The 24,665-nt window shown below is 73.1% G+C and carries 21 protein-coding genes and 1 tRNA gene; 6 read left to right on the top strand and 16 right to left on the bottom strand.

Features of this window, described 5'->3' with window-relative positions:
* Positions 1 to 94: 94 nt before the first annotated feature.
* Complete coding sequence (gene hppD, locus ACFV7Q_RS31230) at positions 95 to 1,240, bottom strand: 4-hydroxyphenylpyruvate dioxygenase (RefSeq protein ID WP_385433548.1); 1,146 nt, start codon at positions 1,238 to 1,240, stop codon at positions 95 to 97.
* Positions 1,241 to 1,374: 134 nt separating this feature from the next.
* Between hppD and ACFV7Q_RS31225 the strand changes: the two genes are divergently transcribed.
* The 4 genes from ACFV7Q_RS31225 (at position 1,375) to ACFV7Q_RS31210 (ending at position 4,191) form a co-directional block, all read left to right on the top strand.
* On the top strand, positions 1,375 to 1,845 hold the full coding sequence (locus ACFV7Q_RS31225) for an Lrp/AsnC family transcriptional regulator (protein ID WP_385433546.1): 471 nt from the start codon (positions 1,375 to 1,377) through the stop codon (positions 1,843 to 1,845).
* Between the two features lie 88 nt (positions 1,846 to 1,933).
* Positions 1,934 to 2,542, top strand: a complete 609-nt coding sequence (locus tag ACFV7Q_RS31220; RefSeq protein WP_385433544.1) for an ArsR/SmtB family transcription factor — start codon at positions 1,934 to 1,936, stop codon at positions 2,540 to 2,542.
* A 138-nt stretch (positions 2,543 to 2,680) separates the two neighbouring features.
* Positions 2,681 to 2,902, top strand: a complete 222-nt coding sequence (locus ACFV7Q_RS31215; RefSeq protein ID WP_385433542.1) for a hypothetical protein — start codon at positions 2,681 to 2,683, stop codon at positions 2,900 to 2,902.
* A complete protein-coding gene (locus ACFV7Q_RS31210) occupies positions 2,899 to 4,191 on the top strand; it encodes an MFS transporter (RefSeq protein ID WP_385433541.1) in 1,293 nt (430 codons plus the stop codon). Before ACFV7Q_RS31215 ends, ACFV7Q_RS31210 begins: the two co-directional genes overlap by 4 nt.
* Here ACFV7Q_RS31210 and ACFV7Q_RS31205 read toward each other — a convergent pair.
* The 6 genes from ACFV7Q_RS31205 to ACFV7Q_RS31180 form a co-directional block, all read right to left on the bottom strand.
* A complete protein-coding gene (locus ACFV7Q_RS31205) occupies positions 4,121 to 4,918 on the bottom strand; it encodes a PDZ domain-containing protein (RefSeq protein WP_385433539.1) in 798 nt (265 codons plus the stop codon). The two genes, ACFV7Q_RS31210 and ACFV7Q_RS31205, sit on opposite strands and share 71 nt — an antisense overlap.
* Before the next feature lie 157 nt (positions 4,919 to 5,075).
* Positions 5,076 to 5,717 carry an IclR family transcriptional regulator gene (locus tag ACFV7Q_RS31200; RefSeq protein WP_385433537.1) on the bottom strand — a complete coding sequence of 214 codons (642 nt, stop codon included), beginning with the start codon at positions 5,715 to 5,717 and terminating at the stop codon, positions 5,076 to 5,078.
* Positions 5,718 to 6,134: 417 nt separating this feature from the next.
* Complete coding sequence (locus ACFV7Q_RS31195) at positions 6,135 to 7,922, bottom strand: DEAD/DEAH box helicase (RefSeq protein ID WP_385433535.1); 1,788 nt, start codon at positions 7,920 to 7,922, stop codon at positions 6,135 to 6,137.
* A 117-nt stretch (positions 7,923 to 8,039) separates the two neighbouring features.
* Positions 8,040 to 8,435 (bottom strand): type II toxin-antitoxin system death-on-curing family toxin, encoded by a 396-nt coding sequence (locus ACFV7Q_RS31190; RefSeq protein ID WP_385433533.1) that lies wholly within the window; start codon positions 8,433 to 8,435, stop codon positions 8,040 to 8,042.
* 23 nt (positions 8,436 to 8,458) lie between these two features.
* Positions 8,459 to 8,659 carry a hypothetical protein gene (locus ACFV7Q_RS31185; RefSeq protein WP_385433531.1) on the bottom strand — a complete coding sequence of 67 codons (201 nt, stop codon included), beginning with the start codon at positions 8,657 to 8,659 and terminating at the stop codon, positions 8,459 to 8,461.
* Between the two features lie 31 nt (positions 8,660 to 8,690).
* Positions 8,691 to 10,163 carry an MFS transporter gene (locus ACFV7Q_RS31180; protein WP_385433529.1) on the bottom strand — a complete coding sequence of 491 codons (1,473 nt, stop codon included), beginning with the start codon at positions 10,161 to 10,163 and terminating at the stop codon, positions 8,691 to 8,693.
* Between the two features lie 181 nt (positions 10,164 to 10,344).
* On the opposite strand from ACFV7Q_RS31180, the gene ACFV7Q_RS31175 reads away from it, so the two are divergent.
* Positions 10,345 to 10,416 (top strand) — tRNA-Cys (locus ACFV7Q_RS31175).
* 47 nt (positions 10,417 to 10,463) lie between these two features.
* Here ACFV7Q_RS31175 and mycP read toward each other — a convergent pair.
* From mycP to ACFV7Q_RS31130, 9 genes are all read right to left on the bottom strand, one after another.
* A complete protein-coding gene (gene mycP / locus ACFV7Q_RS31170) occupies positions 10,464 to 11,642 on the bottom strand; it encodes a type VII secretion-associated serine protease mycosin (protein WP_385433527.1) in 1,179 nt (392 codons plus the stop codon).
* A gap of 21 nt (positions 11,643 to 11,663) precedes the next feature.
* The gene (locus tag ACFV7Q_RS31165) at positions 11,664 to 13,121 is read right to left on the bottom strand and encodes a WXG100 family type VII secretion target (RefSeq protein WP_385433525.1); all 1,458 of its coding nucleotides are present in this window, start codon (positions 13,119 to 13,121) and stop codon (positions 11,664 to 11,666) included.
* Complete coding sequence (locus ACFV7Q_RS31160; protein ID WP_385433523.1) at positions 13,121 to 13,633, bottom strand: hypothetical protein; 513 nt, start codon at positions 13,631 to 13,633, stop codon at positions 13,121 to 13,123. The genes ACFV7Q_RS31165 and ACFV7Q_RS31160 overlap by 1 nt, the downstream gene beginning before the upstream one ends.
* A 173-nt stretch (positions 13,634 to 13,806) precedes the next feature.
* Entirely contained in the window at positions 13,807 to 16,173 is a 2,367-nt protein-coding gene (locus tag ACFV7Q_RS31155) for a xanthine dehydrogenase family protein molybdopterin-binding subunit (RefSeq protein ID WP_385433521.1), read from the bottom strand.
* The gene (locus ACFV7Q_RS31150) at positions 16,170 to 18,554 is read right to left on the bottom strand and encodes a 2Fe-2S iron-sulfur cluster-binding protein (RefSeq protein WP_385433519.1); all 2,385 of its coding nucleotides are present in this window, start codon (positions 18,552 to 18,554) and stop codon (positions 16,170 to 16,172) included. Before ACFV7Q_RS31150 ends, ACFV7Q_RS31155 begins: the two co-directional genes overlap by 4 nt.
* Before the next feature lie 14 nt (positions 18,555 to 18,568).
* Entirely contained in the window at positions 18,569 to 19,453 is an 885-nt protein-coding gene (locus ACFV7Q_RS31145; protein WP_385433517.1) for an FAD binding domain-containing protein, read from the bottom strand.
* A gap of 499 nt (positions 19,454 to 19,952) precedes the next feature.
* Entirely contained in the window at positions 19,953 to 21,668 is a 1,716-nt protein-coding gene (locus ACFV7Q_RS31140) for a beta-N-acetylhexosaminidase (protein WP_385433515.1), read from the bottom strand.
* A gap of 248 nt (positions 21,669 to 21,916) precedes the next feature.
* On the bottom strand, positions 21,917 to 22,201 hold the full coding sequence (locus tag ACFV7Q_RS31135) for a DUF3039 domain-containing protein (protein WP_179173989.1): 285 nt from the start codon (positions 22,199 to 22,201) through the stop codon (positions 21,917 to 21,919).
* 29 nt (positions 22,202 to 22,230) lie between these two features.
* Positions 22,231 to 22,791 carry a YqgE/AlgH family protein gene (locus ACFV7Q_RS31130; protein WP_385433513.1) on the bottom strand — a complete coding sequence of 187 codons (561 nt, stop codon included), beginning with the start codon at positions 22,789 to 22,791 and terminating at the stop codon, positions 22,231 to 22,233.
* 353 nt (positions 22,792 to 23,144) lie between these two features.
* On the opposite strand from ACFV7Q_RS31130, the gene murA reads away from it, so the two are divergent.
* Positions 23,145 to 24,485: a UDP-N-acetylglucosamine 1-carboxyvinyltransferase gene (gene murA / locus ACFV7Q_RS31125; protein WP_366862565.1), complete on the top strand. Its 1,341-nt coding sequence runs from the start codon at positions 23,145 to 23,147 to the stop codon at positions 24,483 to 24,485.
* Positions 24,486 to 24,665: the final 180 nt, after the last annotated feature.

The raw sequence follows: 24,665 nt of genomic DNA, 5'->3' as shown, positions 1-24,665 counted from the left end.
CCCGCCCGCGGGCGGGGGGCCCGTGCCGTGGGTGGATCCGGGGCCCGGGCCGGACGGGGCCGGCCGGGGCGCCGCGGGTCCGTCCCCGCGGTCGTCAGAGGTTGCCGCGCTTGGCCTGCTCGCGCTCGATCGCCTCGAACAGGGCCTTGAAGTTGCCCTTGCCGAAGCCCATCGAGCCGTGGCGCTCGATGATCTCGAAGAAGACGGTCGGGCGGTCCTGCACCGGCTTGGTGAAGATCTGGAGCAGGTAGCCGTCCTCGTCGCGGTCGGCGAGGATCTTCAGCTCGCGCAGGGTGTCGATCGGCACGCGGGTCTCGCCGACCCACTCGCCGAGGGTGTCGTAGTACGAGTCCGGGGTGTCGAGGAACTGCACGCCCGCCGCCCGCATCGAGCGGACGGTCGCGACGATGTCGTTCGAGGCGAGCGCGATGTGCTGGACGCCCGCGCCGCCGTAGAACTCCAGGTACTCGTCGATCTGCGACTTCTTCTTCGCGATCGCCGGCTCGTTGATCGGGAACTTCACCTTCAGGGTGCCGTCCGCGACGACCTTCGACATCAGCGCCGAGTACTCGGTCGCGATGTCGTCGCCCACGAACTCCTTCATGTTCGTGAAGCCCATGACCTTGTTGTAGAAGCCGACCCACTCGTCCATCCGGCCGAGCTCGACGTTGCCCACGCAGTGGTCGATGGCCTGGAAGGTGCGCTTGGCCGGCGGCTCGACCATCGGGTCGACGGCGACGAAGCCCGGCAGGTAGGGGCCGCTGTAGTTCTTGCGCTCGACCAGGGTGTGGCGGGTCTGGCCGTAGGTGGCGATGGCGGCGAGCACGACCGTGCCGTGCTCGTCGGACACCTCGTACGGCTCGTCGAGGCCGCGGGCGCCCTGCTCGACGGCGTACGCGTACGCGGCCCGGACGTCCGGGACCTCGATGGCGAGGTCGATGACGCCGTCGCCGTGCGCGGCGACGTGCTCGGCGAGGAAACGGCCGTGGTCCGTGCTCGGCTTGATGACCGAGGTCATGACGAAGCGGGCGGAGCCGTTGGTCAGGACGTAGCTCGCCGTCTCGCGGACGCCGTTCTCCGGGCCGGAGTAGGCCACCAGCTTCATGCCGAACGCGGTCGAGTAGTAGTGCGCGGCCTGCTTGGCGTTGCCGACGGCGAAGACGACCGCGTCCATGCCCTTCACCGGGAAGGGGTCGGCCTCACGCGCGGTGTGCGGGGTGGTTTCGAGGGTCTCAGTCATGAGCGCAGAGTCCCGCCGATCCACAAGCTGCGCAATAGTTTCATGTTCTGCTGTACAAATTGCCCAGCTTGGCAGCAACATTGTTGAAACATCTGTGCAGTATGACCACCTCTGAGCAGCCTGGAGCCACAGCTATGGGAATCGACGAACTCGACGGTCGCCTCATCGTCCTGCTCGCCCGCGAGCCGCGCATAGGGGTGCTGGAGGCCTCGCGCCGGCTCGGGGTGGCGCGCGGCACGGTGCAGGCCCGGCTGGACCGGCTGCAGTCGCACGGGGTGATCCGCGGTTTCGGACCACAGGTCGACCCGGCCGCCCTCGGGTACCCGGTGACCGCGTTCGCCACGCTGGAGATCAAGCAGGGTCAGGGCGCGGACGTCAGGGCGCACCTGAGCGGGGTGCCGGAGGTGCTGGAGCTGCACACGACGACCGGGCACGGGGACATGCTGTGCCGGCTGGTGGCGCGCTCCAACGCCGATCTGCAGCGGGTGATCGACCGGGTCGTCGGCTTCGACGGGATCGTGCGGGCCTCCACGGCCATCGTGATGGAGAACCCGGTGCCGCTGCGGGTCATCCCGCTCGTGGAGCAGGCGGCCCAGGAGGGCTGAGCGGGGAACCGGATCCGGGCAGGCCCTCCAAAGGAAAGGTTGCAAAGAAACCATTGCATAGATTTCTTTGCATGCCTACGCTTGAGGCATGCCCGAAAAGCCGGAAGCCCCGGAGAACCCGGAACCCAACAACCGCACGCTCGACGCCCGCTCCCTGCGGGGCCTCGCCCACCCCCTGCGCATCCGCCTGCTGGGCGCGCTGCGCCAGGACGGCCCGGCCACCGCGTCGCAGCTCGCGGCGCGGTTCGGCGAGTCCAGCGGCGCCACCAGCTACCACCTGCGCCAACTCGCCGCGCACGGGTTCGTCGAGGACGCGCCCGGACACGGGAAGGGTCGCGAACGCTGGTGGCGGGCCGCCCACGACGGCACGGTCTTCGACGAGCAGCTCATCTACGACGAGGACCCGACCACGCGCGGAGCGGCCGACCTCTTCCTGCACGAGATCGCGACGATCCACACGCAGGAGCTGAGCACCTGGCTCGGCAACGCCCACGCCTGGCCCCAGGAGTGGCGCCGCAGCTCGGACATCAGCGACTTCTCCCTGCGCCTGACGCCCGGGCAGAGCCTCGAACTCATCCACCGGATCCACGACCTGATCAACAGCTACAGCGACGCGCCGCAGGACGAGACGACCGAGACGGTCCGCTTCCACGCCCACGCCTTCCCGCGCCGCAGCAGCGGCAGCGGCAGCAAGTAGCCGCCGCCAGCACCGCCCCGCACGACGACACAGCACGCAGCACTCCCGCACCGCGCACCGCGCACCTGCACGCGGCAGGTCGCGCGCCGGTCAGCCATGCCTTCCACCGCCTTCCTCACGCAGAAGGAGAGTCCTGCCATGCACGCCTTCACCCGCGCCGACATCCAGGCCGGGACCGCCCTGCCGGCCCACGCCGCCCGTACCGCCGAACTGGCCGCCGAGGCCGCCGCCGGGAGCCTCGCCCGCCCCGCCGACCCCACCCCGGTCAGCGCCCTGCGCAACCGGCTCGGCGAGGCCCTGGTCCGCGCGGGGAACCGGCTGATGCAGCCCGGCCGCGTCCACGCCGGGGCCGTCGGATGAGCCGCCGCCCCTTCGCCGCCGTCCTCGTCGCCAACACCATCTCCACGGCGGGGAGTTCCCTCACCCTCATCGGTGTCCCGCTGTTCGTGCTGCAGACCACCGGCAGCGCCGGCCGCGCCGGGGTCGTCGCCTTCTGCGCCACCCTGCCGGTGGTCGTCGCGGCCCTCGCCGGAGGCCCGGTCATCGACCGGGTCGGCCGGCGCCGGGTCTCCGCGGCCTCCGACGCCGTCTGCGCGCTGGCGGTCGGCGCGATCCCCCTGCTGCACTACGCGGGCCTGCTGGAGTTCTGGATGCTGTGCGCGCTGATGGCCGTCAGCGGCCTCGTGCACACCCCCGGCCTGACCGCCCGCCACGTCCTCCTGCCCGACCTCGCCGCGCACGCCGGCACCACGGTGGCCCGGGCCGCGAGCCTGTACGACGCGGTCCACCGCGGCGCCCGCATGCTCGGGGCGGCGGCGGCCGGCGTCCTCATCGCGGTGCTCGGCACCGAGGCCGTCCTGCTCGTGGACGCGGCGACCTTCGCCCTGTCCGCGCTGCTGGTCGCCGTGTTCCTGCGGGGCGTTCCGGCGGCCGAGCCGCAACGGGGCGCGGAGAAGGTCTCGTTCGCCCACTACCGGGCCGAACTGGCAGAGGGTTGGGCCTTCCTGGCCCGCTCTCGGCTGCTGCTGGGCGTCACCGTGATGGTGATGATGACCAACGGCCTGGACCAGGGCTGGTCCTCGGTGCTGCTCCCCGTGCACGGCCGCGACGCCCTCGGCGGCGCCGCCGCGCTCGGCATGCTCGTCTCCCTCTTCGGCGGCTCCGCACTGCTGGGCGCCCTGCTGTACGGGGCGTGGGGCGAGCGGTTCCCGCGGCGGGCGGTGTTCGCCGCCGCGTTCCTGGTCTCCGGGGCACCCCGGTACGCGGTGGCGGCCCTCACCGACACCACGCTGCCGCTCGCGGTGACGCTGGCGCTGGCCGGGCTGGGCGCGGGCATGCTCAACCCGATCCTGACCACCCTGATGTACGAGAAGGTCCCCGACGGGCTGCGCAGCCGCGTCGCGGGCGTGACCACCGCCGGCTGCGAGCTGACGATGCCGCTGGGCGGGCTCGCCGCGGGCCTGCTCGTCGACGGGTTCGGGACGGTCCGGGCGCTGCTGGTGTTCGGCGGGACCTACCTGCTGACGACGCTCGCCCCGCTGGTCTTCCCGTCCTGGCGGTCGATGGAGCGGGAGCGGGTCAGCAGGACGGAGCCGGCTCCCCCCGGTTCAGCGCGCGCAGCGCGTTCACCGCGTCCGACAGGGAGCTGACCGGGATCAGCTGCAGCCCCTCGGGCAGCTCGGAGGCCGCGTCCGAGCACTCCGCCTCCGGGACGAGGAAGACGCTCGCCCCGTCGCGGTGGGCGGCCTGCGTCTTCAGGGCCACGCCGCCGACCGCGCCGACCTTGCCGTCCTCGGTGATGGTGCCGGTGCCGGCGACGGTGCGGCCGCCGGTGAGGTCGCCGCCGCTGCCGTCTCCGTCGAGCTTGTCGACGATGCCGAGGGAGAACAGCAGGCCGGCGCTGGGGCCGCCGACGTCGGCGAGGTTGAGGTCGACCTTCACGTCCTTCGGGTCCTTCTTCAGGAAGCCGAGGGCGGCCCGGGTGGCGTCCTGCTGGGACGCGGTCATCTGCTCCAGGTTGTGCTTCTCGATCTCCTCGTCGCTCCCGCCCGAGGGGTAGACGACGTCCTTGGGCATGACCGAGCGGCTGCTGTCGAACCAGTCGTCGAGGAGCTGCGGCAGGCGCACGGTCGTCGACGGCCCGGTGGCCTGGATCGTGGTCATGCGCAGCTCGCCCTTGGTCGGCCGGGTCGGGGCGCCGGTGATGACGATGACCGGCTCGCCCTCGTGGGCGCCGAGGACGTCCGCCGTGAGCCCGGGCTCGGCGATCACGAAGGGCAGCGGTGCGAAGGCCGCCACGGCGAACAGGCCGAGCACGGGCACGGCGCAGACGGCCAGGGCGGCGGGACGCGACAGACGTGAGAGGTGGGAGAGCACGCGGTCAATCTATCGGGCGGCCCGGACCCGGCCGCGCCCCGGCGGCCGGGACGCGGCCGGTCGGGGCGTCGTACGCGGCCGGAGGCCGGTGTCCCACAGGGCCCCGGCAGGCTTCGCACCGGCCCCCGGCAGGCTTCGTACGGGCCCGCCGAGCGGGTCAGCGCAGTGCGTCGGCGACCTCGCGGGCCGCGTCCACGACCCGCGGCCCCACCCGCTCGGGCACGGCGTCGGACAGCATGACCACGCCGACGCTGCCCTCCAGCCCGCTGATCCCCACGAGCGGGGCGGCGGCGCCGCTCGCACCGGCTTCGAGTTCCCCGTGGGTCAGCGTGTACCCGGGCTCGATGAGGGTGCCCTGGCGGGCGGCCATGATGGCCCGGCCGGCGGCCCCGCGGTCCAGCGGGTGACGGAACCCGGCCCGGTAGGCCACGTGGTAGTCGGTCCAGGTGGGCTCCACGACGGCCACCGCGAGGGCCTCGGTCCCGTCGACGAGGGTCAGGTGCGCGGTGGCCCCTATGTCCTCGGCGAGGGCGCGCAGCGCGGGCAGCGCCGCCTCGCGCACCAGCGGGTGGACCTGCCGGCCCAGCCGCAGCACGCCGAGCCCGACGCGGGCCCGGCCGCCGAGGTCGCGGCGGACCAGGGCGTGCTGCTCCAGGGTGGCCAACAGGCGGTAGACCACGGTGCGGTTGACGCCGAGACGGTTGGAGAGCTCGGTGACGGTCAGACCGTGGTCGGTGTCGGCGAGCAGCTTGAGGACTCTGAGACCTCGGTCGAGAGTCTGTGAGGTTTCCGCGGTCACGAAGCCTCTCCCTCGTGGTGAGCGGCGGTGACTCTCGGGGTGGAGCGGCGCCGGTCCCACGGCGACACGCACGGAGAGGCCGCCGGTTGCGGCCATGGCACCGGCTGCGCTCCCGCGGCGGCGCTGCCACGGGGCGTTCGATGCGGGGACAGTAGCGAGCAGGTCCGCTCAGCGGAAGTCCTCGTCCAGAATCCGGGCGCGGACGGGCCTTTTGTGCCGGTTCAGGAGCGCGGAACGCGCCGATGCGCGCTCCCGTGCGCCCCAATACGCCTGTGCCTTCACACCAGTACCGGCAGAGGTGCCAACCGTCGCCCCCGCTCACCGGAACCGTCAATTCCTAAGCGGGGCGGGCCCGTACGATGCTCCACACCGCGGGCCCGCCCGACACCGTCCACACCGTCGGAGACGACGCCGCCGTCAGCGCATGCGGGTGGCCCACTCCTGGACCTTCTTGATCCGCTCCTGCAGTTGCCCCGCCGTCGCCTCCGCGCTCGGCGGACCGCCGCACACCCGCCGCAGCTCGGTGTGGATCACGCCGTGCGGCTTGCCGCTCTGGTGGACGTACGCCCCCACCATCGTGTTCAGCGACCTGCGCAGCTCCAGCAGCTCCTTGTGCGAGACCACCGGCCGGCGCTCCGCCGGCAGCTCCAGCAGGTCGGCCTCCGTGTCCGGCCTGCGCCGGCTGTGCGCGATCTGCCGCGACTGCCGCTTCTGCAGCAGCAGCTGCACCTGGTCCGGCTCCAGCAGGCCCGGGATGCCGAGGTAGTCCTGCTCCTCCTCGCTTCCCGGGTGCGCCTGCATGCCGAACTCGGCGCCGTCGTACAGCACGCGGTCGAAGACGGCGTCCGACTCCAGCGCCTCGAAGGACATCTGCTCGTCCTCGCCGGTGTCCTCGTCCTCCTGCCGGTTGGCCTCCGCCATCTCCTTCTCGGACTCGGCGTACGGGTCGGCGTCCTCCCCCGCCTTCTTCGGCCGGTCCAGGACGTGGTCGCGCTCGACCTCCATCTCGTTGGCGAAGCCGAGCAGGTACGGGATCGTCGGAAGGAACACGGACGCGGTCTCGCCGCGCCTGCGCGAACGCACGAAACGGCCGACGGCCTGCGCGAAGAACAGCGGGGTCGAGATGGTCGTCGCGTACACGCCCACCGCGAGGCGGGGCACGTCGACGCCCTCCGACACCATGCGGACCGCGACCATCCACCGGTCGGTGTTCCCGCTGAAGGTGTCGATGTTCTTCGAGGCGCCCGCGTCGTCGGAGAGCACCAGGGTGGGCTTGGTGCCGGTGATCTCGCGGATCAGCTTGGCGTACGCCCGGGCCGCGTCCTGGTCGGCGGCGATGACGAGACCGCCCGCGTCCGGGATGCCCTTGCGGACCTCGGTCAGCCGCTGGTCGGCGGCGCGCAGCACGTTCGGCATCCAGTCGCCGCGCGGGTCGAGCGCGGTCCGCCAGGCCTGGCTGATCGCGTCCTTGGTCATCGGCTCGCCGAGCTTGGCGGCGATCTCGTCGCCGGCCTTGGTGCGCCAGCGCATGTTGCCGCTGTAGGAGAGGAAGATGACCGGCCGCACGACGCCGTCGCCGAGCGCGTTGCCGTAGCCGTACGTGTAGTCGGCGGACGAGCGGCGGATCCCGTCGTTGCCCTCCTCGTACGTGACGAAGGGGATCGGGTTGGTGTCGGAGCGGAACGGGGTGCCGGTCAGGGCCAGGCGGCGGGTAGCCGGGTCGAAGGCCTCCAGGCAGGCCTCGCCCCAGGACTTCGAGTCGCCGGCGTGGTGGATCTCGTCGAGGATCACGAGGGTCTTGCGCTGCTCGCACCGGTTGCGGTGCAGCATCGGGCGGACGCCGACACCGGCATAGGTGACGGCGACCCCGTGGTACTCGCGGCTCAGCGGGCCCGCCGAATACTCGGGGTCGAGCCGGATGCCTATGCGGGCGGCGGCCTCCGCCCACTGCTTCTTCAGGTGCTCGGTCGGCGCGACCACGGTCACCTGCTGCACCACGTGGTGGTGCAGCAGCCAGGAGGCGAGGGTCAGCGCGAAGGTGGTCTTGCCGGCGCCGGGGGTGGCGACGGCGAGGAAGTCACGCGGCTGGGTCTGGATGTACTTGTCCAGCGCGCCCTGCTGCCAGGCACGCAGCTTGCTGGCGGTACCCCACGGCGCACGGCCGGGGAAGGCGGGTGAGAGGTGGTGGGAGGCGGTAGTAGTCACGGTCTCCGGTTCGGGCTCTCGGCGGCGGTCGTTCGAAGGACAACCGGGCCACCCTACCGGGGCCCGACCACCCCTCGCGGAGGGACAGGCCCGTGACCTCGGGCGGTGCGGCGAGTGTCACACCGGCCGCAACTCCCGCAGCCGGGAAGCGATCACCGGCACCTCGCCCCCGCCGCCGGAGGCCACGTCGACGACCAGCTCGTACGCGGCGTCCTGGTCGACGTCCGCGAGGTCGACCCCGTTCAGGGCGAGGAAGGTCGCCGCCGCGAGCCAGGCGGTGCGCTTGTTCCCGTCGACCAGGGGGTGGTTCGTCGCGATGCCGTGGAGCAGCGCGGCGGCCTGCTCGTACGGGTCCGAGTAGGCCGGGGTACCGAGCATGCGGGCCCGCGGCCGGTGCACCGCCGACTCCAGCAGGCCGGGGGCGCGCAGCTCGACGGGCTGGTCCCGGGCCAGGCAGGCGTGCCGGGCGAGGTCGAGCACCTCGGCGAGGGTGAGGTGGCGGGTGTCGTGCACGGGCTCTCCCGTGCGGGGCGCGCTCACTCGCCGAGCCGCTTCAGCAGGGGTGCGTGCCGCTGCGCCAATCGAGCCGCGACAGCGCCGACCTGCTCGCGCTCCCGGCGCAGGTGCTCCCGTACGGCGGTGAGGGCGTGCTCCGCGGGCGTGGAGCCGGTGGCGTCGGCGAGGTCGGCGAGCTCCGCGTACTCTGCGGCGGAGAGCCGGATGATCAGCTCGTTCATGCACGCAGCGTAGCGACGGGGAGACGGCCGATCAGCCGATTTCCGCCGCCGGGCGCTCGTGCAGGCGGGTGGCGACCCAGGCGCCGACCAGCGCGACCGCGGCCATCGGCAGGAAGACGACCACGAAGGCGGCGGGGTGCGAGGCAGCGGCGCCGGCCGTCCCCCCGGCCGCGTGGGCGGCGGCCCCCACCGAGCCCCCTCCCAGCGCGGCGAACGCGGCCCCGCCCGCGGCCAACAGCACCACGTTCGCCAGCGCGTCGGAGATCTGCAGCGCGGCCGAGTTCGCCCCCGCCTCCTCCGGCGCCGACAGCTTCAGCAGCAACACGCTCGTCGAACCGATCACCAACCCCATGCCGAGACAGCCGACGCCCCAGGTCAGGGCCAGCGACCACACCGGCACCCACGGCACCAGCACCGCCGGTGCGGCGGCGATGGCGAAGGCCACCAGCACCATCCCCAGCACCATCAGCCGCTCCCGGTACGGCGCCACCCGGCCCGTGGACTGGATCCACGACCCGCCCGCCCAGGTCAGCCCGCCCAGCGCCAGCGAGAACCCGGCCAGCGTCGGGCTCAGCCCGCGCTGCGTGACCAGCATCAGCGGCACGAAGCTCTCGGCCGCGATGAACGAGCCCGCCGCGACCCCGCGCAGCAGCACGACCGCCGGCAACCCGCGCCGCGCCAGGTACGTCCCGCGGGGCAGCAGCCCGAGCACGGCGGGCACCAGCAGGCCCGCCCCCAAGGCCCCCGGGAGCAGCGACCACCACCGCAGGTCCTGGGCGGCGTACTGCAGCAGGCCCGCCCCGAGGGAGATCCCGAACGCCAGCCGGATCCGACGCCGGTCGAACGCGGCGGGCGGCGCGTCCGGATCGACGGGCCCGGACGCGGACCGGCGTATCGCGGGCAAGGCCACCGCCAGCGGGACGACCACCAGCACCGGGATCCCGAGGAACACCCACCGCCAGCCGAGGTGCTCGGTCACCGTCCCGGCGGCCAGCGGCCCGACGATCGACGGAACCACCCAACCCGCGGCGAAGGCCGCCATGATCGCGGGCCGCAGCCGCTCCTCGTACGCCCGGCTCACCACCACGTACAGGGCGACGATGACCAGCCCGCCGCCGAAGCCCTGCACCGCCCGGCCCAGCACGAACACCCACATGGCCGTCGCAGTCCCGGAGAGGACCAGCCCGGCGGCGAAGGCCCCGATCCCCCCGGTCAACGCCCGCAGCGGCCCCCGTCGGTCGCACCACTGCCCCGACAGGACCATCCCGAAGAGACTGGTGGTGAAGTACGCGGAGAACGCGAAGGCGTAGACCCCGATCCCGTCCAGCTCGCGCGCGGCGACGGGCATGGCGGTACCGACCGCCGTGGCCTCGAAGGCGATCAGGAAGATGCAGGAGATCATCCCGATGCTGAGCGTCCGGTACGCGGACCCGAGAATCCCGCCCCGGGGAGGGGGCGGGACGGGTGTACTGGTCTGCGAGAGACGGGGCTCAAGGGCGCTCATCGCTTCAGCGTAAGCGGCACACCCCGGTTTTGCCCCTGTCCGTCAGACGGAACCTCCCTCATCCGCAGGACCTAGGCCGGGGGTGCACTGTGAACACGGCATGGCGGTCTCGTTGCACCCCCGGGGGAATCCCTTCCCGGGGGCGCACCGCGCCCGTACGGTCGTGTCCGAAGCCGAACAAGGCCGTGTGCCCGAGTGGTTGAGGGACTCGCCTGCAAAGCGAGTTACGCCGGTTCGATTCCGGTCACGGCTTCTCCCGAAGGCCGTCCAGGGCAGGCGCACCCCGGACGGCCTTCGGCGTCAGCCGCTCCTGCGCCGCATGACGACCGCCGTGACCGCGCCGCCGACGAGCACGCAGGCCCCGAGCCCGAGCGCGATCCAGGTCATGTTGCTGCCGCCGCCGTCGGACGCCTTGGCCTCGGCTCCGGACGCGGACGCACCGGACTGCGGCTTCTTGCCGTCGCCGCCGGCCGGCGGGGCAGGCGAGTTCTTCGCATCCGCGGCGGCGAGGTCCGGGAGCGGGTAGACGTCCGCGGGACCCGGGTCGCCGGGGGTGGGCAGCGCGATCTTCGGCCGGACGATGCCATAGCCCAGGTAGTCGTTCCGCTCCTTGCCGTCATCGGCCTTGCCCGCTGTGTTCAGGAGCACACGGAGCACCTGGTTGTTCGTCCACTCCGGATGGGCGGACCAGAGCAGCGCTGCTGAGGCGGAGGTCAGAGCCGTGGCGTCACTGGTGCCATGGTTCTTGCAGAGGCCGGTCTTGCCTCCGCACGCCGTCACGATGTCTATACCGGGGGCAGAGATGTCGACCTGCGGACCATGCTGCGACTCCTTGGTCGCAACGCCGTCCGGACCCACGGCGCCGACGCCCACGACACCAGGCGTCGCCGCGGGGTACATCACCGTATTCAGGGTGTTGCCGTCGTTGCCCACGCCGGCAAAAATCAACTTTCCCTTGGACAAGGCGTACTTCACTGCTTCGAGCCGCCCAGGATCATCCTGTTCGGTAGCCATAGAGATGTTGATGATCTTGGCATCGGAGTCCGCTGCATACCTGATCGCCTCAGTCCAGATCGGGCTCGTCTTGTTGAACTCGTGCGGCACGCGGATCGGAAGGATCTTGGCACCGGGAGCAAGACCAAACGCTCCGTCACCGCTCGGATGCTTGCCCGTGGCGGCGATCAGTGCAGCCATGGTGGTGCCATGCTTGTCGTAGTCGGTGCGCTCGTCTCCCGAGTTCTGTGTCGCATAGTCCTTACCTGGAAGGACTTGACCTTCAAGCTCGGGGATGCGGTCGACGCCACTGTCGATGACGGCGACAGTGATGCCCTTGCCCGTGCTGACCTTCCAGATGTCGTCGGCCTTCATGGCGTCGAGATGCCATTGCTTGGACCGGATGGTCTCGGCGTGAGCCGGGGTCGCAGCAACCCCGGCCAGGAGGAGGCCCAACAGGGCCGAGGCCGCCTTGCGCATGCGCATCTCGTGCAATGTCCGTTCTGCTCAGTCGATCACTGGCGGAACAACGCGGCCGTTGCTCCGCCAAGTCTCATCGTCTTCAGACAGGTAGTCCGGGCGCTCGCCGGTCTGCTGATCGCGCCGGTTCCCCGAAGCATGCACGCCCGCACCAAGGTGGCCCACAGGACCGCGAGCCGAACCGATGCCGGCCTCTTTGCGGACGAGACCCGCACCGCCCTGCGTGAACGGCTGCCCCCCAATGGGGGTTCGGCCGATCATGCCGGGCTGGCGCCCAGCGACGACACCCCCCGGCTCCATGGCCAGTCGACGCCCTGTCGCGGAACCGCCCGGGCCACCGACCTGGGGGCCACCCATTCCGGGATGCATGCCGCCGACACCGCCTCCGGTGCGGCCACCGCCCATCGGGCCTTCCGTGCCGATAACCGTTCCGCGCGGGATGCCTGGTGTAGGGCCGCCCACGGTCACCTGACGGCCACCGACGATGCCGGTGTCACGCGGCAGCGGGGGCACTCCCCCGATCTTGCCACCGGAAGCCGGAGGAGAGGGGACGGGCGGAAGCTTGCTGACGGGGCCACCGCCACCGGGCAGCGTCGGCCCCCCACCGAGGGGCGGAAACGCGACCGGCGGTACGGGACCGACCGGAGTGGGGCCGCCAGGACCGGGTGACGGAATGTTGGGCGGAGTGGTAACCGGCGGAACGGTCTTGTCCGGCAGGACGGCGACGTTGTCAAGGTCCACGTCCACATCGCGATCCGGGACGACCGGTGCAGGCCCGGTCGTCGGCGGCCGGTTGATATCCGGTCGGCCCAAGCCTCCGCCGGAGTCACCGGAGTCGCTGTACGGGCCGCTACCAGGCGGCGACGCCGGCGTGTACGCGACCCCAGCCGAACCCGAAGTACCCCCGTATCCGCCTCCAGGGCGCCCGACATCCTGGCTACCGTCCACGCCCTTCGGCTGAAACGGCCCCGGCGGCGGCGGGAACGTAGGGATCTCCACCTTGCCGATCTGCGTCGCCGACTGCTCGTACGCCCCGGCCAGCTTCGTCAGCGCGTCCACGGCCTTCTGGTGGTCGCCGCTCAGCTTCGACCAGGCCTCTCGGCCCATCTGCTGGGCGTCCGGGTCGTTACGGTAGTCCTTGGAGGCCTTGAGGTTGTCGGCTGCCGACTGGTCGTACGGCGGGATGTTCTTCTTGACCTCGACCATGATCTGAGCGGCTTCGGTCATCCACTTGCCGCCCGCCTCGCTGAGGTCAGCCAGGCGCAGCGTCGCGCTGCCTGCCTGGTCCGCCCAGTTCGCGAAGGCCTGGGCTGCCGTGCCTTCCCAGCCCGTGACCTTGGTCGTCTTGAGGGCGTTGCCGATCTCCCTGATCGTGGTCGTCGCGGTGGTCAGCTGCGTCGCGCGGGACTTGACCGTCTCAGAGTCGATCGAAGCGACCATCGCCAGCAGCTGCTGGTGTGTGAAACCCTCGAAGTTCGTCGCCATCAGATCTTGCCCTTCGGCTTGTTCGCCTCGCCCGCTGCCCCGTGCTCGGCGTCCTTCTGCTGCTTCACGAGCGGATCCCGCTCCCGGACGTAGTCCTCCTTCGCCTGGACGACGATGGAGTGCATACGGCGCTTCGTCTCTTCGTCGACGCCCTCGAAGCCCTTACCGGACGTCAGGATGGCGATGCCCAGTCCCTCGATCTGCGCGGCCAGGCCCTTGGAGAGGTTTTCGAGCTGCTCGTGGACCGTGTTGTACGTCTTGAAGAGCGCTTCCGCCTCGGCGAAGCCCTTGCCGAGGGTGCCCTCGGGGAGGGTGCCGTCCGCCAGCTTCTTGTCATACGCTTCCGAGCCCTTCAGCTTCGTCAGAAGGTCGTCGACCTTCTTCTTGTAGCCGGTCAGCGTCTCGTAGTCGACCGCAAGGGCCTGGGCCTGTGCGCGGATCGCGGCTGCTGCCTCGTTGGCCGAACCGCCCCCCAGCAGCCACGCCAGGCCCGACTGATTGTTCTCTGCCACGGCGGCCTCCCGCATCCCCGTTGTCCCCGTTCGGTTCGCGGCCTGCGACGCCGCTCCCCGTTCCCCGTTCGCTTGCGTTCACACGCATGCAGGAACAGTCCTACTCGATCACTCTAGCGATCGGCAACGACAGTCCCAACCTCAGGGTTGCACGTGCAATGCGGGTCACACGGCTACGAGTTGGCCGCCACCACCGCCGCGGAGGGCCTGATCGGGAGCCTGTTCACGGGGCGGCCCGTGGCCGCCCTGACTGCCGATGCCACGGCCGCCGGGGCCGTCACCACCGGGACCGCGCTCGCCGCCTTCGCGCCGAACGGGGCGACCACGTCGCGCTCTTCGACCAGCTTCACGATCCGGACCGCCGGGGCGTCGAGCGACGTCGGCAGCGCGTAACCCGTCAGGTCGGGGTGGCGGACCAGGCCCGCCGCCGTGCGGAGGTTCTCCGTGAGGGCCGCGCCCACGCCCTGCGTGACGCCCGCCTCGATACGGGCCGCCAGTTGCGCCGGGTTGAGGATCCGGCCGACGTCCTGGGCCACCGCCAGCTCCACCACGCGCACCGTGCCGAGCTCGATGTCCACGTCCACCACCGCGCGGATCGCGCAGAACGCCAGGCCTACGAAGGCGTCGCCCTGCCCGTCGCCGTTCAGCGGCTCCGTCGGGTGCGGGCGGCACTGGGCCGTCGCCCAGAGTTCCTTGCCGATCATCGCCTCGGCCACCGACATCGAGAAGGCGCCGTCGTACGAGGTGATGCGGCCGTCCTGGATCTGCAGCAGCTCCGTGGACATGCCGAGGTTGTGGGCCATCGGCTGGAGGAGCTGGGTGCGGACCATCTTCGCTGCGCGCTCCACCGCGCCGCCCGACACCCAGGTGTGCCGGCCGTGCGCCGACGGGCCCGCCGGCGGCTGGTCCGTGTCGACCGGGGCGGTCACCACCTGCTCCACGCCCAGGACCTCCTGGACGATCTGGCGGGCGAGGGTGGCGAAGCCCTGGCCGGTGTCGACGGCCGCGCAAATGACCGTCGCCACTCCGTTGACGACCTTCACCGTGGCCGTGGAGACCTCGTCCGCGCCCTCCGCGCCGAGCATGTGGACCATGCCGACGCCGTACCCGACGCCGCGCCGCACGGCGCCCGGCTCGCCCGCGCCGTCCGGTCCGCCCGGCAGCAGCCACTCCTCCTCCGGGGCGTCCTTCGGCAGCGAAGGCAGCTCGAAGTCGCGGACCGCGCGGAGGAGTTCCGCCACCGGGGCCGGGCAGGTCACCGTCTGGCCGGTGGGCAGCAGGTCGCCGGTGGCCAGGACGTTGCGCATGCGCAGTTCCGCGCCGTCGATGCCGAGGGCCGCGGCCAGCTTGTCCATCTGGCCCTCGTACGCGGCGCAGACCTGCATGGCACCCTCGCCGCGCACGTGGCCCGACGGGGGGTTGTTCGTACGGACCGCCCAGCCCTCCACGAAGGCGTGCGGCACCACGTACGGGCCGCAGGCGAACGCGACGGCCGCGGCGAGGGATTCGGCGGAGGCGTCCGCGTACGCGCCCGCGTCCATCAGGATCTGCGCCTCCACCTTGACGAGGCGGCCCTCCGCGTCGGCGTGGTGCCGGTAGCGCAGCAGCGTGGGGTGGCGGTGGGTGTGACCGAGGAAGGACTCCTCGCGGGTGGCGGCCAGCTTCACCGGGCAGCCCGTCCGCAGGGCCAGCAGGCCGAGGGGGAGCTGGAAGGCGGCGTCCTCGCGGTCGGCCGTCGCGCCGGGCACGCCGGTGACGACGACACGGACGCGGTCCGGTTCGAGGCCGAAGCAGGCCGCGGCCAGGTCGCGGTCCAGGTGCGGGTCGGTGGAGGCGGTGTAGATCTCGACGCCGCCGTCGGGGCGGGGGACGGCGAGCCCGGCCTCGGCGCCGATGGGCGCCGGGTCCTGCCGCCCGATCCGGTACAGGCCCTCGACGACCACCTCGCCCGTGGCCTCCGGGTCGCCGTAGCGGAGCGGGATGTGCCGGATCAGGTTGCCGTCGGGGTGCAGCGGCGGGGCGCCGAAGGACTGCTCGGGGTCGGTGACCGCGTCGAGGAGCTCGTACTCGACGGTGATGGCGGCGGCCGCGAGCCGCGCCGTGTCGGGGTGGTCGGCGGCGACGGCGGCGATCGGCTCGCCGTGGTGCCGTACGACGTCGTGCGCGAACACCGGCCGGTCGGCGATCCGGCGGCCGTGCGTGGTCGCGCCGGGGACGTCGGCGTGCGTGACGACCGCGCGGACGCCGGGCATCTCGGCGGCGGCGGAGGTGTCGATGGACAGGATCCGGGCGTGGGCGTGCGGGGACCGCAGCACGGCGGCCCACAGCAGCCCCTCGGCCCACAGGTCGGCGGCGTAGGGGAAGGTGCCCTCGGTCTTGGCGCGCGCGTCGGCGGCGGGCACGGAGGCGCCGATACCGCGCGGAACCGTCGGCTCCGCGGTTTCGGCCGCGCCGCCGGCGCCCGCGGCGCCGCCCGCAACGCTCGTGGTGACCGTGACGGTCGTCGTCGCCGTCGCCGTGGCTGCGTCCTGCCCGCTCACGCCATGCCTCCGTTGTGGTGGATCCCGCCCTCGCCGGGCTGTGCCTGGTGCGGGATGCGCGGGGCCTCGGCCGCGCCGCCCTCGGCCGCTGCCGCTTCGGCCTCCGCGCGCTCGGCGACGACCTCGCGGACCGCCTCCAGGACGCCCTTGTAGCCGGAGCAGCGGCACAGGTTCCCGCACAGTGCCTGGCGGGTCTCCAGGTCGCTGGGGGCGTGGTTGCCCTCCAGCAGGTCGTGGATGGTCATCGCCATACCCGGCACGCAGAACCCGCACTGCACCGCACCCGACCTGCACAACGCCTGCTGCACGTCCGAGAGTTCCCCGCCGCTCGCGAGCCCCTCGACCGTACGGACCTCGCTGCCCGCGGCCGTCGCGGCCGGGACCAGGCAGGACGCCACGAGCCGCCCGTCGACCTGCACGGCGCAGGCCCCGCACTCGCCCTGCGAGCAGCCGTCCTTGGCGCCCGCCAGGCCGAGGCGCTCGCGCAGCACGTACAGCAGCGACTCGCCGATCCACGCGCCGGTGACCGGCCGGTCGGCGCCGTTGACGCGCAGCACGTACGAAGCCATCGGGTGCTCGTGATGGGCGACGGCCGCGGCGGCCGCCTGCTCTTCCTCGTACGAGGGCCCCGCGAGCGGGATCCCTTCCCCGATGCTCGCATCCGGCGGTGGCACGGCACCGTCCGCGGAGTCCGTACCCGGCACCGCCCCGGCCGCGGCTCCGCCCGGGGGCCCCGCGGCGGCTCCGGCGAAGCCGTGCCCGTCCACCCCGGCCGGCTCCGCCGGGGCGCCGTGCGCGGATCCCGTGAGGTCGTGCTCGTCCGCCGGGCGGGCTGCCCGGCCGGGCTCGTGCCCCGGCTCGTGGCCGGCCCCGGCCGCCGGACCGTGGCCGTGGCCGCCCGGCACCGCAACGGACTGCGCCTGCGACTGCTGACCGGGCTGGGGCTGCGGCGGGTCCTGCTCCGCCCCCTCCTCCGGACCGGCGCCGTGACCGGATACCGGGAAGCCGTGGCCGCTCGCCCCCGCCTGCCCGGCCGGCCCCGCGGGGCCGCCCGCGACCACGTACTCCCCCGGCGCGTCGGCCGGCTGCGCCTCGGACGGCGCCGCGTGGTGGTTCTCGTGCTCGGCGCCCGTGTGCAGTCCGGGCGCCTCGGTCGGCGCCTCCGCCGACACGTCGGCGGGAACGCCGGCGGGCTGCGCCTGCTCGGGCTGCCCGGGGCCGTGCACGTCGCCGAAGGCGATCCCGTGGCCGAGCGTGTGCCCGTGCCCCTGCCCGTCGCCGAAGGCGACGCCGTGGCCGAGCGTGTGCCCGTGCCCCTGCCCGTGCTCGGGTGCGTGCTCGGGCTCGTAGCGGACCTGGCCGTACTGGCCGTGGTCCTGCTGGCCGTGGTCGTGCTGGCCGTGGTCGTGCTGCTCGTGTGCGCGCGCGTACGCGTCTGCGGGCACCTGCAGGCCGGCCGCAGCCGCCGCGGGGGCGTGCGCGGCCTCGATGTCGTACGGGGCGGGGTGCGCCGGCTCGCCCTCCGGGAGCGGGGTGCCCACACCCGGGCCGCCCAGCACGCGCGGGCCGCGGCCGGGAACGCCGACGCCGGGGCCGCCGAGGAGCCGCTGGCCGGCGCCGGACGTGCCCGGGCCGTTGTCCGACCGGTCGTCCGGGAGCACGCCCGAGCTCAGCGGGGCGTCCGCCTGCACGCTCTCGAAGCCGGGCTGCGCCGCCCACGGGGCGGGGGCGCCGCCCGGCAGGGTCGCCGGGGCCTGGCTCCAGTCGGCGGTCGGCGGCGCGCCGGTCCGGAACTCGCCCGTCTGGTCGTGGAGTTCCGGCAGGGTCCACTGGCCGGTGGTCACCGGCTCCTCCGCCCGCAGCGCATCGGGGAAGTGCCACTCCGCCGTCTCGCCGGGATCTTCGCCGCCCTCGGGGCCGGCCTGCTCCTGGCCCGGCACGGCGTCCGCGAACTCCGCCGCGACCGCGGCCGGGATCGGGATCGACGCCGGGATCGGCCCGCCGACCGGGGCCGCCGGAGCACCGCCCGCCGCACCGGGGACACCCGCCGCACCGGGGACACCCGCCGCACCGGCCACCGCGGCGGACGCCTCGGCCGGGTGGCCGCCGGCGTCCGGCCACTGCGCCGGGATCGTCCACGTCCCCGTCGTCGCCGGATCCGTACCGGCGGAACCCAGCGGGACGATCATCGGTGGCGGGACGTACCCGTGCCCGGGCGCGGCCAGCGGCTCCCCCTTGCCGAGGGCGTCCAGCATGTCCGGCGGCAGGCTCACGAAGGCCGTTGCGTCGGCGGCGTCGTTGAACTCGCCGCTCTGCGGCACCGGCTGCCAGCCCCACGCCGGGGCGGCCTGGCCGCCCGTGTCCCCCGTCGTTCCGCTCACGTTCTCGTTCCCACTCATGAGGTCAGCGCCCTCCCCAGGGCCCTGCGCGCCAGCACGGCCACCGTCCGCCGCAGATGCAGTACACCGGGAGCAACCGGTTCCCCCTGGTCGGGGACGCAGGCGGCGGCGACGTAGTCACCGAAGGCCTCCAGCGCCTCGGGGGCCAGGTTCCGCTCCCCGTCCCAGTCGATCAGCGAGGCCACCCACTGCTCGGCCTCCAGCGGCCGCAGCGGCATCGGGGCGACCGCGCCGACCGCACAGCGCACACCCCGGCGCGCTGGATCCAGTACGAGCCCCACGGACGCCACGGCGCGCCCCGGGCCGGTACGCCCGGTGGCCTTGAGGAACACCTGCGGGGCGTGCAGCAGCGGCACCCGCACGAAGCCGATCAGCTCGCCGGGTCGCAGCATCTCGCGGCCGGCCAGCAGGTACGAGACCGGGATCTCGCGCTGCCCGATCGGGCCGACGATGATGACGGTGGCCTCCAGCGCGGCCAGCACGGGCAGGGTGTCGCCCGTCGGCGCGGCGCTCGCGATGTTCCCGCCGAGGGTGCCGGCGTTGCGGATCTGCGGCGGCCCGGCGGCCCGCGCGGCGGCGGCCAGCGCCGGCATCAGCGCGGCGAAGTCGGGGCGGCCCATCCGGGCGTGGGTGAGGCCGGCGCCGAGCAGGGCGTGGCCGTCCTCCTGGTACTGCCAGCCGCGGATCTCGTTGATCCGGCCCAGGCTCACCAGGCCGGCCGGCCGTAGCAGTCCGGCGTTGACGGCGGCCATGAGGTCGGTGCCGCCGGCCACGGGCACGGCGGCGGGCATGGCGGCGAGTGCCGCCACGGCCTCGTCGAGCGAGGCCGGCAGCGTCACGGTCTGCGCCGCCTGCGGTGTGTGCGGTGCGTGCGTGGTCAACCCAGCTGCCCCTTCCCGATGTCCCGGTCCCGGCGCTCACGCCTGTCCGCCGTACGGTACGTGCTCACCGCCGGGACGTGGCAACTCTGGCACATCTTCCCCACCACCCGGCGCGAGGGTCCGTCGGGCGCCCCTTCGAGCTCCCGACCGTCCGGATTCACCCGTATCAGCCGAATCGTCCGTATCAGGCGAATCAACCGAATCCCGTATTGCGCAGCGGTTCACCACGGTTGCAGCGCTTCGCTCCGAAGTGCACCCCGTACGCATGGATCGAGCAAGAGTTCCCAACGACCCCCAAGCACGTAGGACGCCCCGGAATCCCCAGGAGTTCCAGAGATCTCCGGAGAATTCCCGAGGATTCCGAATGCGCTCCGGACCGCCCCCGGGCCGGGGCGGGAGCCCACTCCGGGAGACCCGTACGGCCCCGCGCGCGCTCCGCGGCCACAGGGGCGCGCGGCGGGCGGCGGGCCGGTCCGCGCGCCCCGCCCGCCACCCCGACTCACACGTTCGGCGGCTCCCCTTCGATCGGACGTCCGAGCACCCCGGGCCTGCGTTGCCACGGCAACGGCCCGCCGGGCGGCCGGTACTCGACGCCCAGCACGTCAAGGCGGCGCCGGTGCCCGGCCATCCGGGCCCCGAAGCCGGCGTGGTCCCGCTCGTCCGGTACCGGCAGCGCCGACCACACCACCTCGGCGAAGGCCGCGAGCCGTGGGAACACCTGGTAGTCGACGCGGCCCTGGTGCTCCATCACCTCGGTCCACACGTTGGCCTGGGCGCCGAGGACCCGCTCCGCGGCCGCCCCCGACAGCTTCGGCGGCACCGGCTCGAACCGGTACACGTCCTCCCATGTGCGGACGTACCCGATCGGCACCGGCTCGTCGGGGCCCGCCGCCTGACGGTGGTCCAGGTACACGTGCTGCTCGGGGCACATCACGACGTCGTGTCCCGCCTCGGCGGCGGCGATCCCGCCCGCGTAGCCGCGCCACGAGGAGACCGCAGCTCCGGGCGCGAGCCCGCCCTCCAGGATCTCGTCCCAGCCGATCAGCCGCCGCCCGCGCTGCGCCAGCCAGCGGTCGAAGTGCCGGACGAACCACGACTGCAGCCCGTCCTCGCCGTCCACGCCCAGCTCGCGGATCCGCTGCTGTGCGGCGGGCGAGGCCCTCCACTGCGCCTTGGGACACTCGTCGCCGCCCACGTGCACGAACGGGGAGACCTCCGCGGGGAACAGCTCCAGCAGCTCCTCGAACACGCCCTCGTAGAAGCGCAGTACGGCCTCGGTCGGCGCGAGGACGTTCTCGCTGATCCCCCAGTCGTCCCACACGCCCAGCGCGGCGGTGTCGACGACGTCGGTGTTCCCCAGTTCGGGGTACGCGGCGATGGCCGCCTGCGAATGACCCGGTACGTCGATCTCCGGGACCAGCCGGACGTGCCGTTCGGCGGCGTAGGCGACGATCTCGCGGATGTCGTCCCGGGTGTAGAAGCCGCCGTGGGGTGTGTCGTTCCACAGCGGCGAGGCGCGGTGGCCCCAGCGGCTGCGCGGGCGCCAGGAGCCGACCTCGGTGAGGCGCGGGTGGCGTGCGATCTCGATGCGCCAGCCCTGGTCGTCGGTCAGGTGCAGGTGCAGCACGTTGAGCTTGTGGGCGGCCAGCAGGTCGAGCCAGCGCAGGACGCCGCTCTTCGGCGTGAAGTGCCGGGCCACGTCCAGCAGCATGCCGCGCCACCCGAAGCGGGGGGCGTCCTCCACGGTCCCGCGGGGCAGGCTCCACACCCGCCCGGCGGCGCCGAGCGGCGCGGCCCGCCGGTACGCGTCCGGGCCGAGCAGCTGGCGCAGGGTCTGGGCGGCCCAGAAGACGCCCGCCGGGGAGGCGCCGGCGAGATCCGCTCCGGAGCCGTCGACGGTGAGCACGTACCCCTCGGGTCCGAGGCGCGCGGTGAGCCCCTCGTCGATGCGCAGCCGGATGCCGCCCGCCCCGCCGCCGGAGCCGTCACCGGAGCCCGCAACACCGCCGGAGCCCTCACCCCCACCGTCACCGACGCCGCGGTCCGGTTCGGTCGGCAGCAGGTCCCAGCCGGTGGCGGCGCCCAGTTCGCGGCGCAGCCAGCGGGCCGTGCCCCCGGTGCCCGGTCCTGCGGTGAGTGCGGGTCGGGGCCCGAACACGTAGGGGGGCGCGTCCTCGCGCAGATCGGCGGTGCGGGGTGCGGGGATCAGGTCCATGCGGCGGCCCTTCGCAGCAGCGCTGAGTCGCGCCCTGCGCGGCACACGGGGCGCGGGGCGCTCGTGACGCCGCCGACCCTAGTACGCGCGAAGGCCCCCGGATACGCGCGTGCGTGCCCCGGGGGCCCCGGTTCCGCCGAGCCGGATCCGGATCGGGGCCGGACCGGCCCTCGAAGGCCGGACGGGCGACCGGACCACGGAGGCCGGCGGCTGCGGCCGTGACTGCGGCCAGCGACTGCGGCCAGCGACTACTTGTCCTTGCCGCCCTTGTCCTTGTCCCCGCCGGAGCCCATGGAGTCGTAGATCTCCTTGCACATGGGACAGACCGGGTACTTCTTCGGGTCCCGGCCCGGCACCCACACCTTGCCGCAGAGCGCCACGACGGGGGTCCCGTCGAGTGCGCTCGCCATGATCTTGTCCTTCTGGACGTAGTGGGCGAAGCGCTCGTGGTCGCCGTCGCCGTGGGACACCTGCGGCGTCGGCTCTACGAGGGTCCCCGTACCAGTCCCGCGCTCGGGCTCAAGAGTGCTCATGCAAGCCAGGGTACCGATCCGCGCGCGGGTCAGTTCAGCGACGGGTCGTCGGGATACGTGGCGACCATCGCGAGCTCGCTGCGCTGCCGGCGCAGCACCGCCCGCCACAGCCCGGCGGGGTCGGGGAAGGAGATGTCACCCGGCTCCGACTCCACGACGTACCAGGCGCCGTCGCCGAGCTCGTCCTCCAGCTGGCCGGGCCCCCATCCGGAGTAGCCGGCGAAGATCCGCAGCGATCCGAGCGCCGGGGCCAGCAGCTCCGGCGGAGCCTCCAGGTCGACGAGGCCGATCGCCCCGTGCACCCGGCGCCATCCGAGCGGCCCCTCGTCACCCGGGATGACCGCGATCCCGAGCGCCGAGTCCAGGCCGACCGGGCCGCCCTGGAAGACGACCCCGGGATCGCCGGCGAGGGCCGCCCAGGGCAGGAGGATGTCGCCGACCACGACGGGGGTGGGCCGGTTGAGGACCACGCCGAGCGAGCCCTGCTCGTCGTGGTCGAGCAGCAGCACCACCGCGCGGTCGAAGTTCGGATCCGCGAGGGCGGGGGTGGCCACGAGCAGCCGCCCTGTGAGGGAGGACACCTCGGTCATGCCGACATGATCTCGCACATTCGCCCTTCGGGGGGAGCCGGATCTCCGATCCGGTGCCGGGCGGGCCGGGCGCACGGCAGCAAGAAGGAGCGCGCACCGGCCCTGCGGCCCCGGAACCGGACCGCGGTCCGGGCCCGGGAACTTCCGGGGAGGGGGACGTCACGGGTTCCGGAACCGGCGGAATGCGACGCTCCGCCAGCGGGTGGGCACGGAGGGTGTTGTGGCCGTTTCATGACGCCCATCCGGCCGCGTCGGCCTTACGAACAGGGGGGCACTGCCCCTTACCCTTTTCCCTGGCCCCTGCCCATCTCCCCCGGCCATGCCGGGAGGACCCCTTCCGGAACGCGAGATTCATGACCGGCACAGACGATGTCCTGCTTGTCCACGGCGGTACCCCGCTCGAGGGCGAGATCCGTGTCCGCGGTGCGAAGAACCTCGTGCCCAAGGCCATGGTCGCCGCTCTGCTCGGCAGCGAGCCCAGCCGGCTCCGCAACGTTCCCGACATCCGCGACGTGCGGGTCGTCCGCGGCCTGCTCCAGCTCCACGGGGTGACCGTTCGCCCCGGCGAGGAGCCCGGCGAGCTGGTGCTCGACCCGACGCACGTCGAGAGCGCGAACGTCGCCGACATCGACGCCCACGCGGGCTCGTCCCGCATCCCGATCCTCTTCTGCGGCCCGCTGCTGCACCGCCTCGGCCACGCCTTCATCCCGGGCCTGGGCGGCTGCGACATCGGCGGCCGGCCGATCGACTTCCACTTCGACGTGCTGCGCCAGTTCGGCGCGACCATCGAGAAGCGCGAAGGCGGCCAGTACCTGGAGGCCCCGCAGCGGCTGCGCGGTTGCAAGATCCGCCTGCCGTACCCCTCGGTCGGCTCGACCGAGCAGGTGCTGCTCACGGCCGTCCTGGCCGAGGGCGTCACCGAGCTGAGCAACGCCGCGGTCGAGCCCGAGATCGAGGACCTCATCTGCGTCCTGCAGAAGATGGGCGCGATCATCTCCATGGACACCGACCGGACCATTCGGATCACCGGTGTCGACCGCCTCGGCGGCTACAACCACAAGGCGCTCCCGGACCGCCTCGAAGCCGCCTCGTGGGCCTCCGCGGCCCTGGCGACCGGCGGCAACATCTACGTGCGCGGCGCCCAGCAGCGCTCGATGATGACCTTCCTGAACACGTACCGGAAGGTCGGCGGCGCCTTCGAGATCGACGACGAGGGCATCCGCTTCTGGCACCCGGGCGGCCCGCTCAACGCGATCGCCCTGGAGACGGACGTGCACCCCGGCTTCCAGACCGACTGGCAGCAGCCGCTGGTGGTGGCCCTGACCCAGGCCACCGGCCTGTCGATCGTCCACGAGACGGTCTACGAGTCCCGCCTCGGGTTCACCTCCGCCCTCAACCAGATGGGCGCGCACATCCAGCTGTACCGCGAGTGCCTGGGCGGCTCCGCCTGCCGCTTCGGCCAGCGCAACTTCCTGCACTCGGCGGTCGTCTCCGGTCCCACCAAGCTGCAGGGCGCCGACCTGGTCATCCCCGACCTGCGCGGCGGGTTCTCGTACCTGATCGCGGCGCTGGCGGCCGAGGGCACCTCGCGGGTCCACGGCATCGACCTCATCAACCGCGGCTACGAGAACTTCATGGAGAAGCTCGTCGAGCTGGGGGCCAAGGTCGAGCTCCCCGGCGGCGACCTCGTCTGACCTGATCCGTCCGACGACTTGACCGTCCGAGGCCCTTGGGGCCCCTGAGGCCCCTGAGGGGCCCTCAGGGGCCCGAACTGGCCGCGGACAGGCCGAAGGGCGGCCCCCCCCCCCGGGGGGCGCCCCAAATAGTTAGTGCGTACGAAGGAATCCCGGCCGACCGTGGGCCAGTTCGGGCCC

The organism is Streptomyces sp. NPDC059851 (assembly GCF_042732005.1).
In the GTDB taxonomy this organism is placed as follows: domain Bacteria; phylum Actinomycetota; class Actinomycetes; order Streptomycetales; family Streptomycetaceae; genus Streptomyces.
Note: the sequence above shows the minus strand (reverse complement) of the source record. Positions and strands in the feature narration are given on the sequence as shown.

Excerpts from the sequence above, each read along its gene's own strand:
- hppD (WP_385433548.1), bottom strand. The coding sequence starts at position 1,240 with ATGACTGAGACCCTCGAAACCACCCCGCACACCGCGCGTGAGGCCGAC.
- ACFV7Q_RS31225 (WP_385433546.1), top strand. The coding sequence starts at position 1,375 with ATGGGAATCGACGAACTCGACGGTCGCCTCATCGTCCTGCTCGCCCGC.
- ACFV7Q_RS31220 (WP_385433544.1), top strand. The coding sequence starts at position 1,934 with ATGCCCGAAAAGCCGGAAGCCCCGGAGAACCCGGAACCCAACAACCGC.
- ACFV7Q_RS31215 (WP_385433542.1), top strand. The coding sequence starts at position 2,681 with ATGCACGCCTTCACCCGCGCCGACATCCAGGCCGGGACCGCCCTGCCG.
- ACFV7Q_RS31210 (WP_385433541.1), top strand. The coding sequence starts at position 2,899 with ATGAGCCGCCGCCCCTTCGCCGCCGTCCTCGTCGCCAACACCATCTCC.
- ACFV7Q_RS31185 (WP_385433531.1), bottom strand. The coding sequence starts at position 8,659 with ATGAACGAGCTGATCATCCGGCTCTCCGCCGCAGAGTACGCGGAGCTC.
- ACFV7Q_RS31180 (WP_385433529.1), bottom strand. The coding sequence starts at position 10,163 with ATGAGCGCCCTTGAGCCCCGTCTCTCGCAGACCAGTACACCCGTCCCG.
- mycP (WP_385433527.1), bottom strand. The coding sequence starts at position 11,642 with ATGCGCATGCGCAAGGCGGCCTCGGCCCTGTTGGGCCTCCTCCTGGCC.
- ACFV7Q_RS31165 (WP_385433525.1), bottom strand. The coding sequence starts at position 13,121 with ATGGCGACGAACTTCGAGGGTTTCACACACCAGCAGCTGCTGGCGATG.
- ACFV7Q_RS31140 (WP_385433515.1), bottom strand. The coding sequence starts at position 21,668 with ATGGACCTGATCCCCGCACCCCGCACCGCCGATCTGCGCGAGGACGCG.
- ACFV7Q_RS31135 (WP_179173989.1), bottom strand. The coding sequence starts at position 22,201 with ATGAGCACTCTTGAGCCCGAGCGCGGGACTGGTACGGGGACCCTCGTA.
- ACFV7Q_RS31130 (WP_385433513.1), bottom strand. The coding sequence starts at position 22,791 with ATGACCGAGGTGTCCTCCCTCACAGGGCGGCTGCTCGTGGCCACCCCC.
- murA (WP_366862565.1), top strand. The coding sequence starts at position 23,145 with ATGACCGGCACAGACGATGTCCTGCTTGTCCACGGCGGTACCCCGCTC.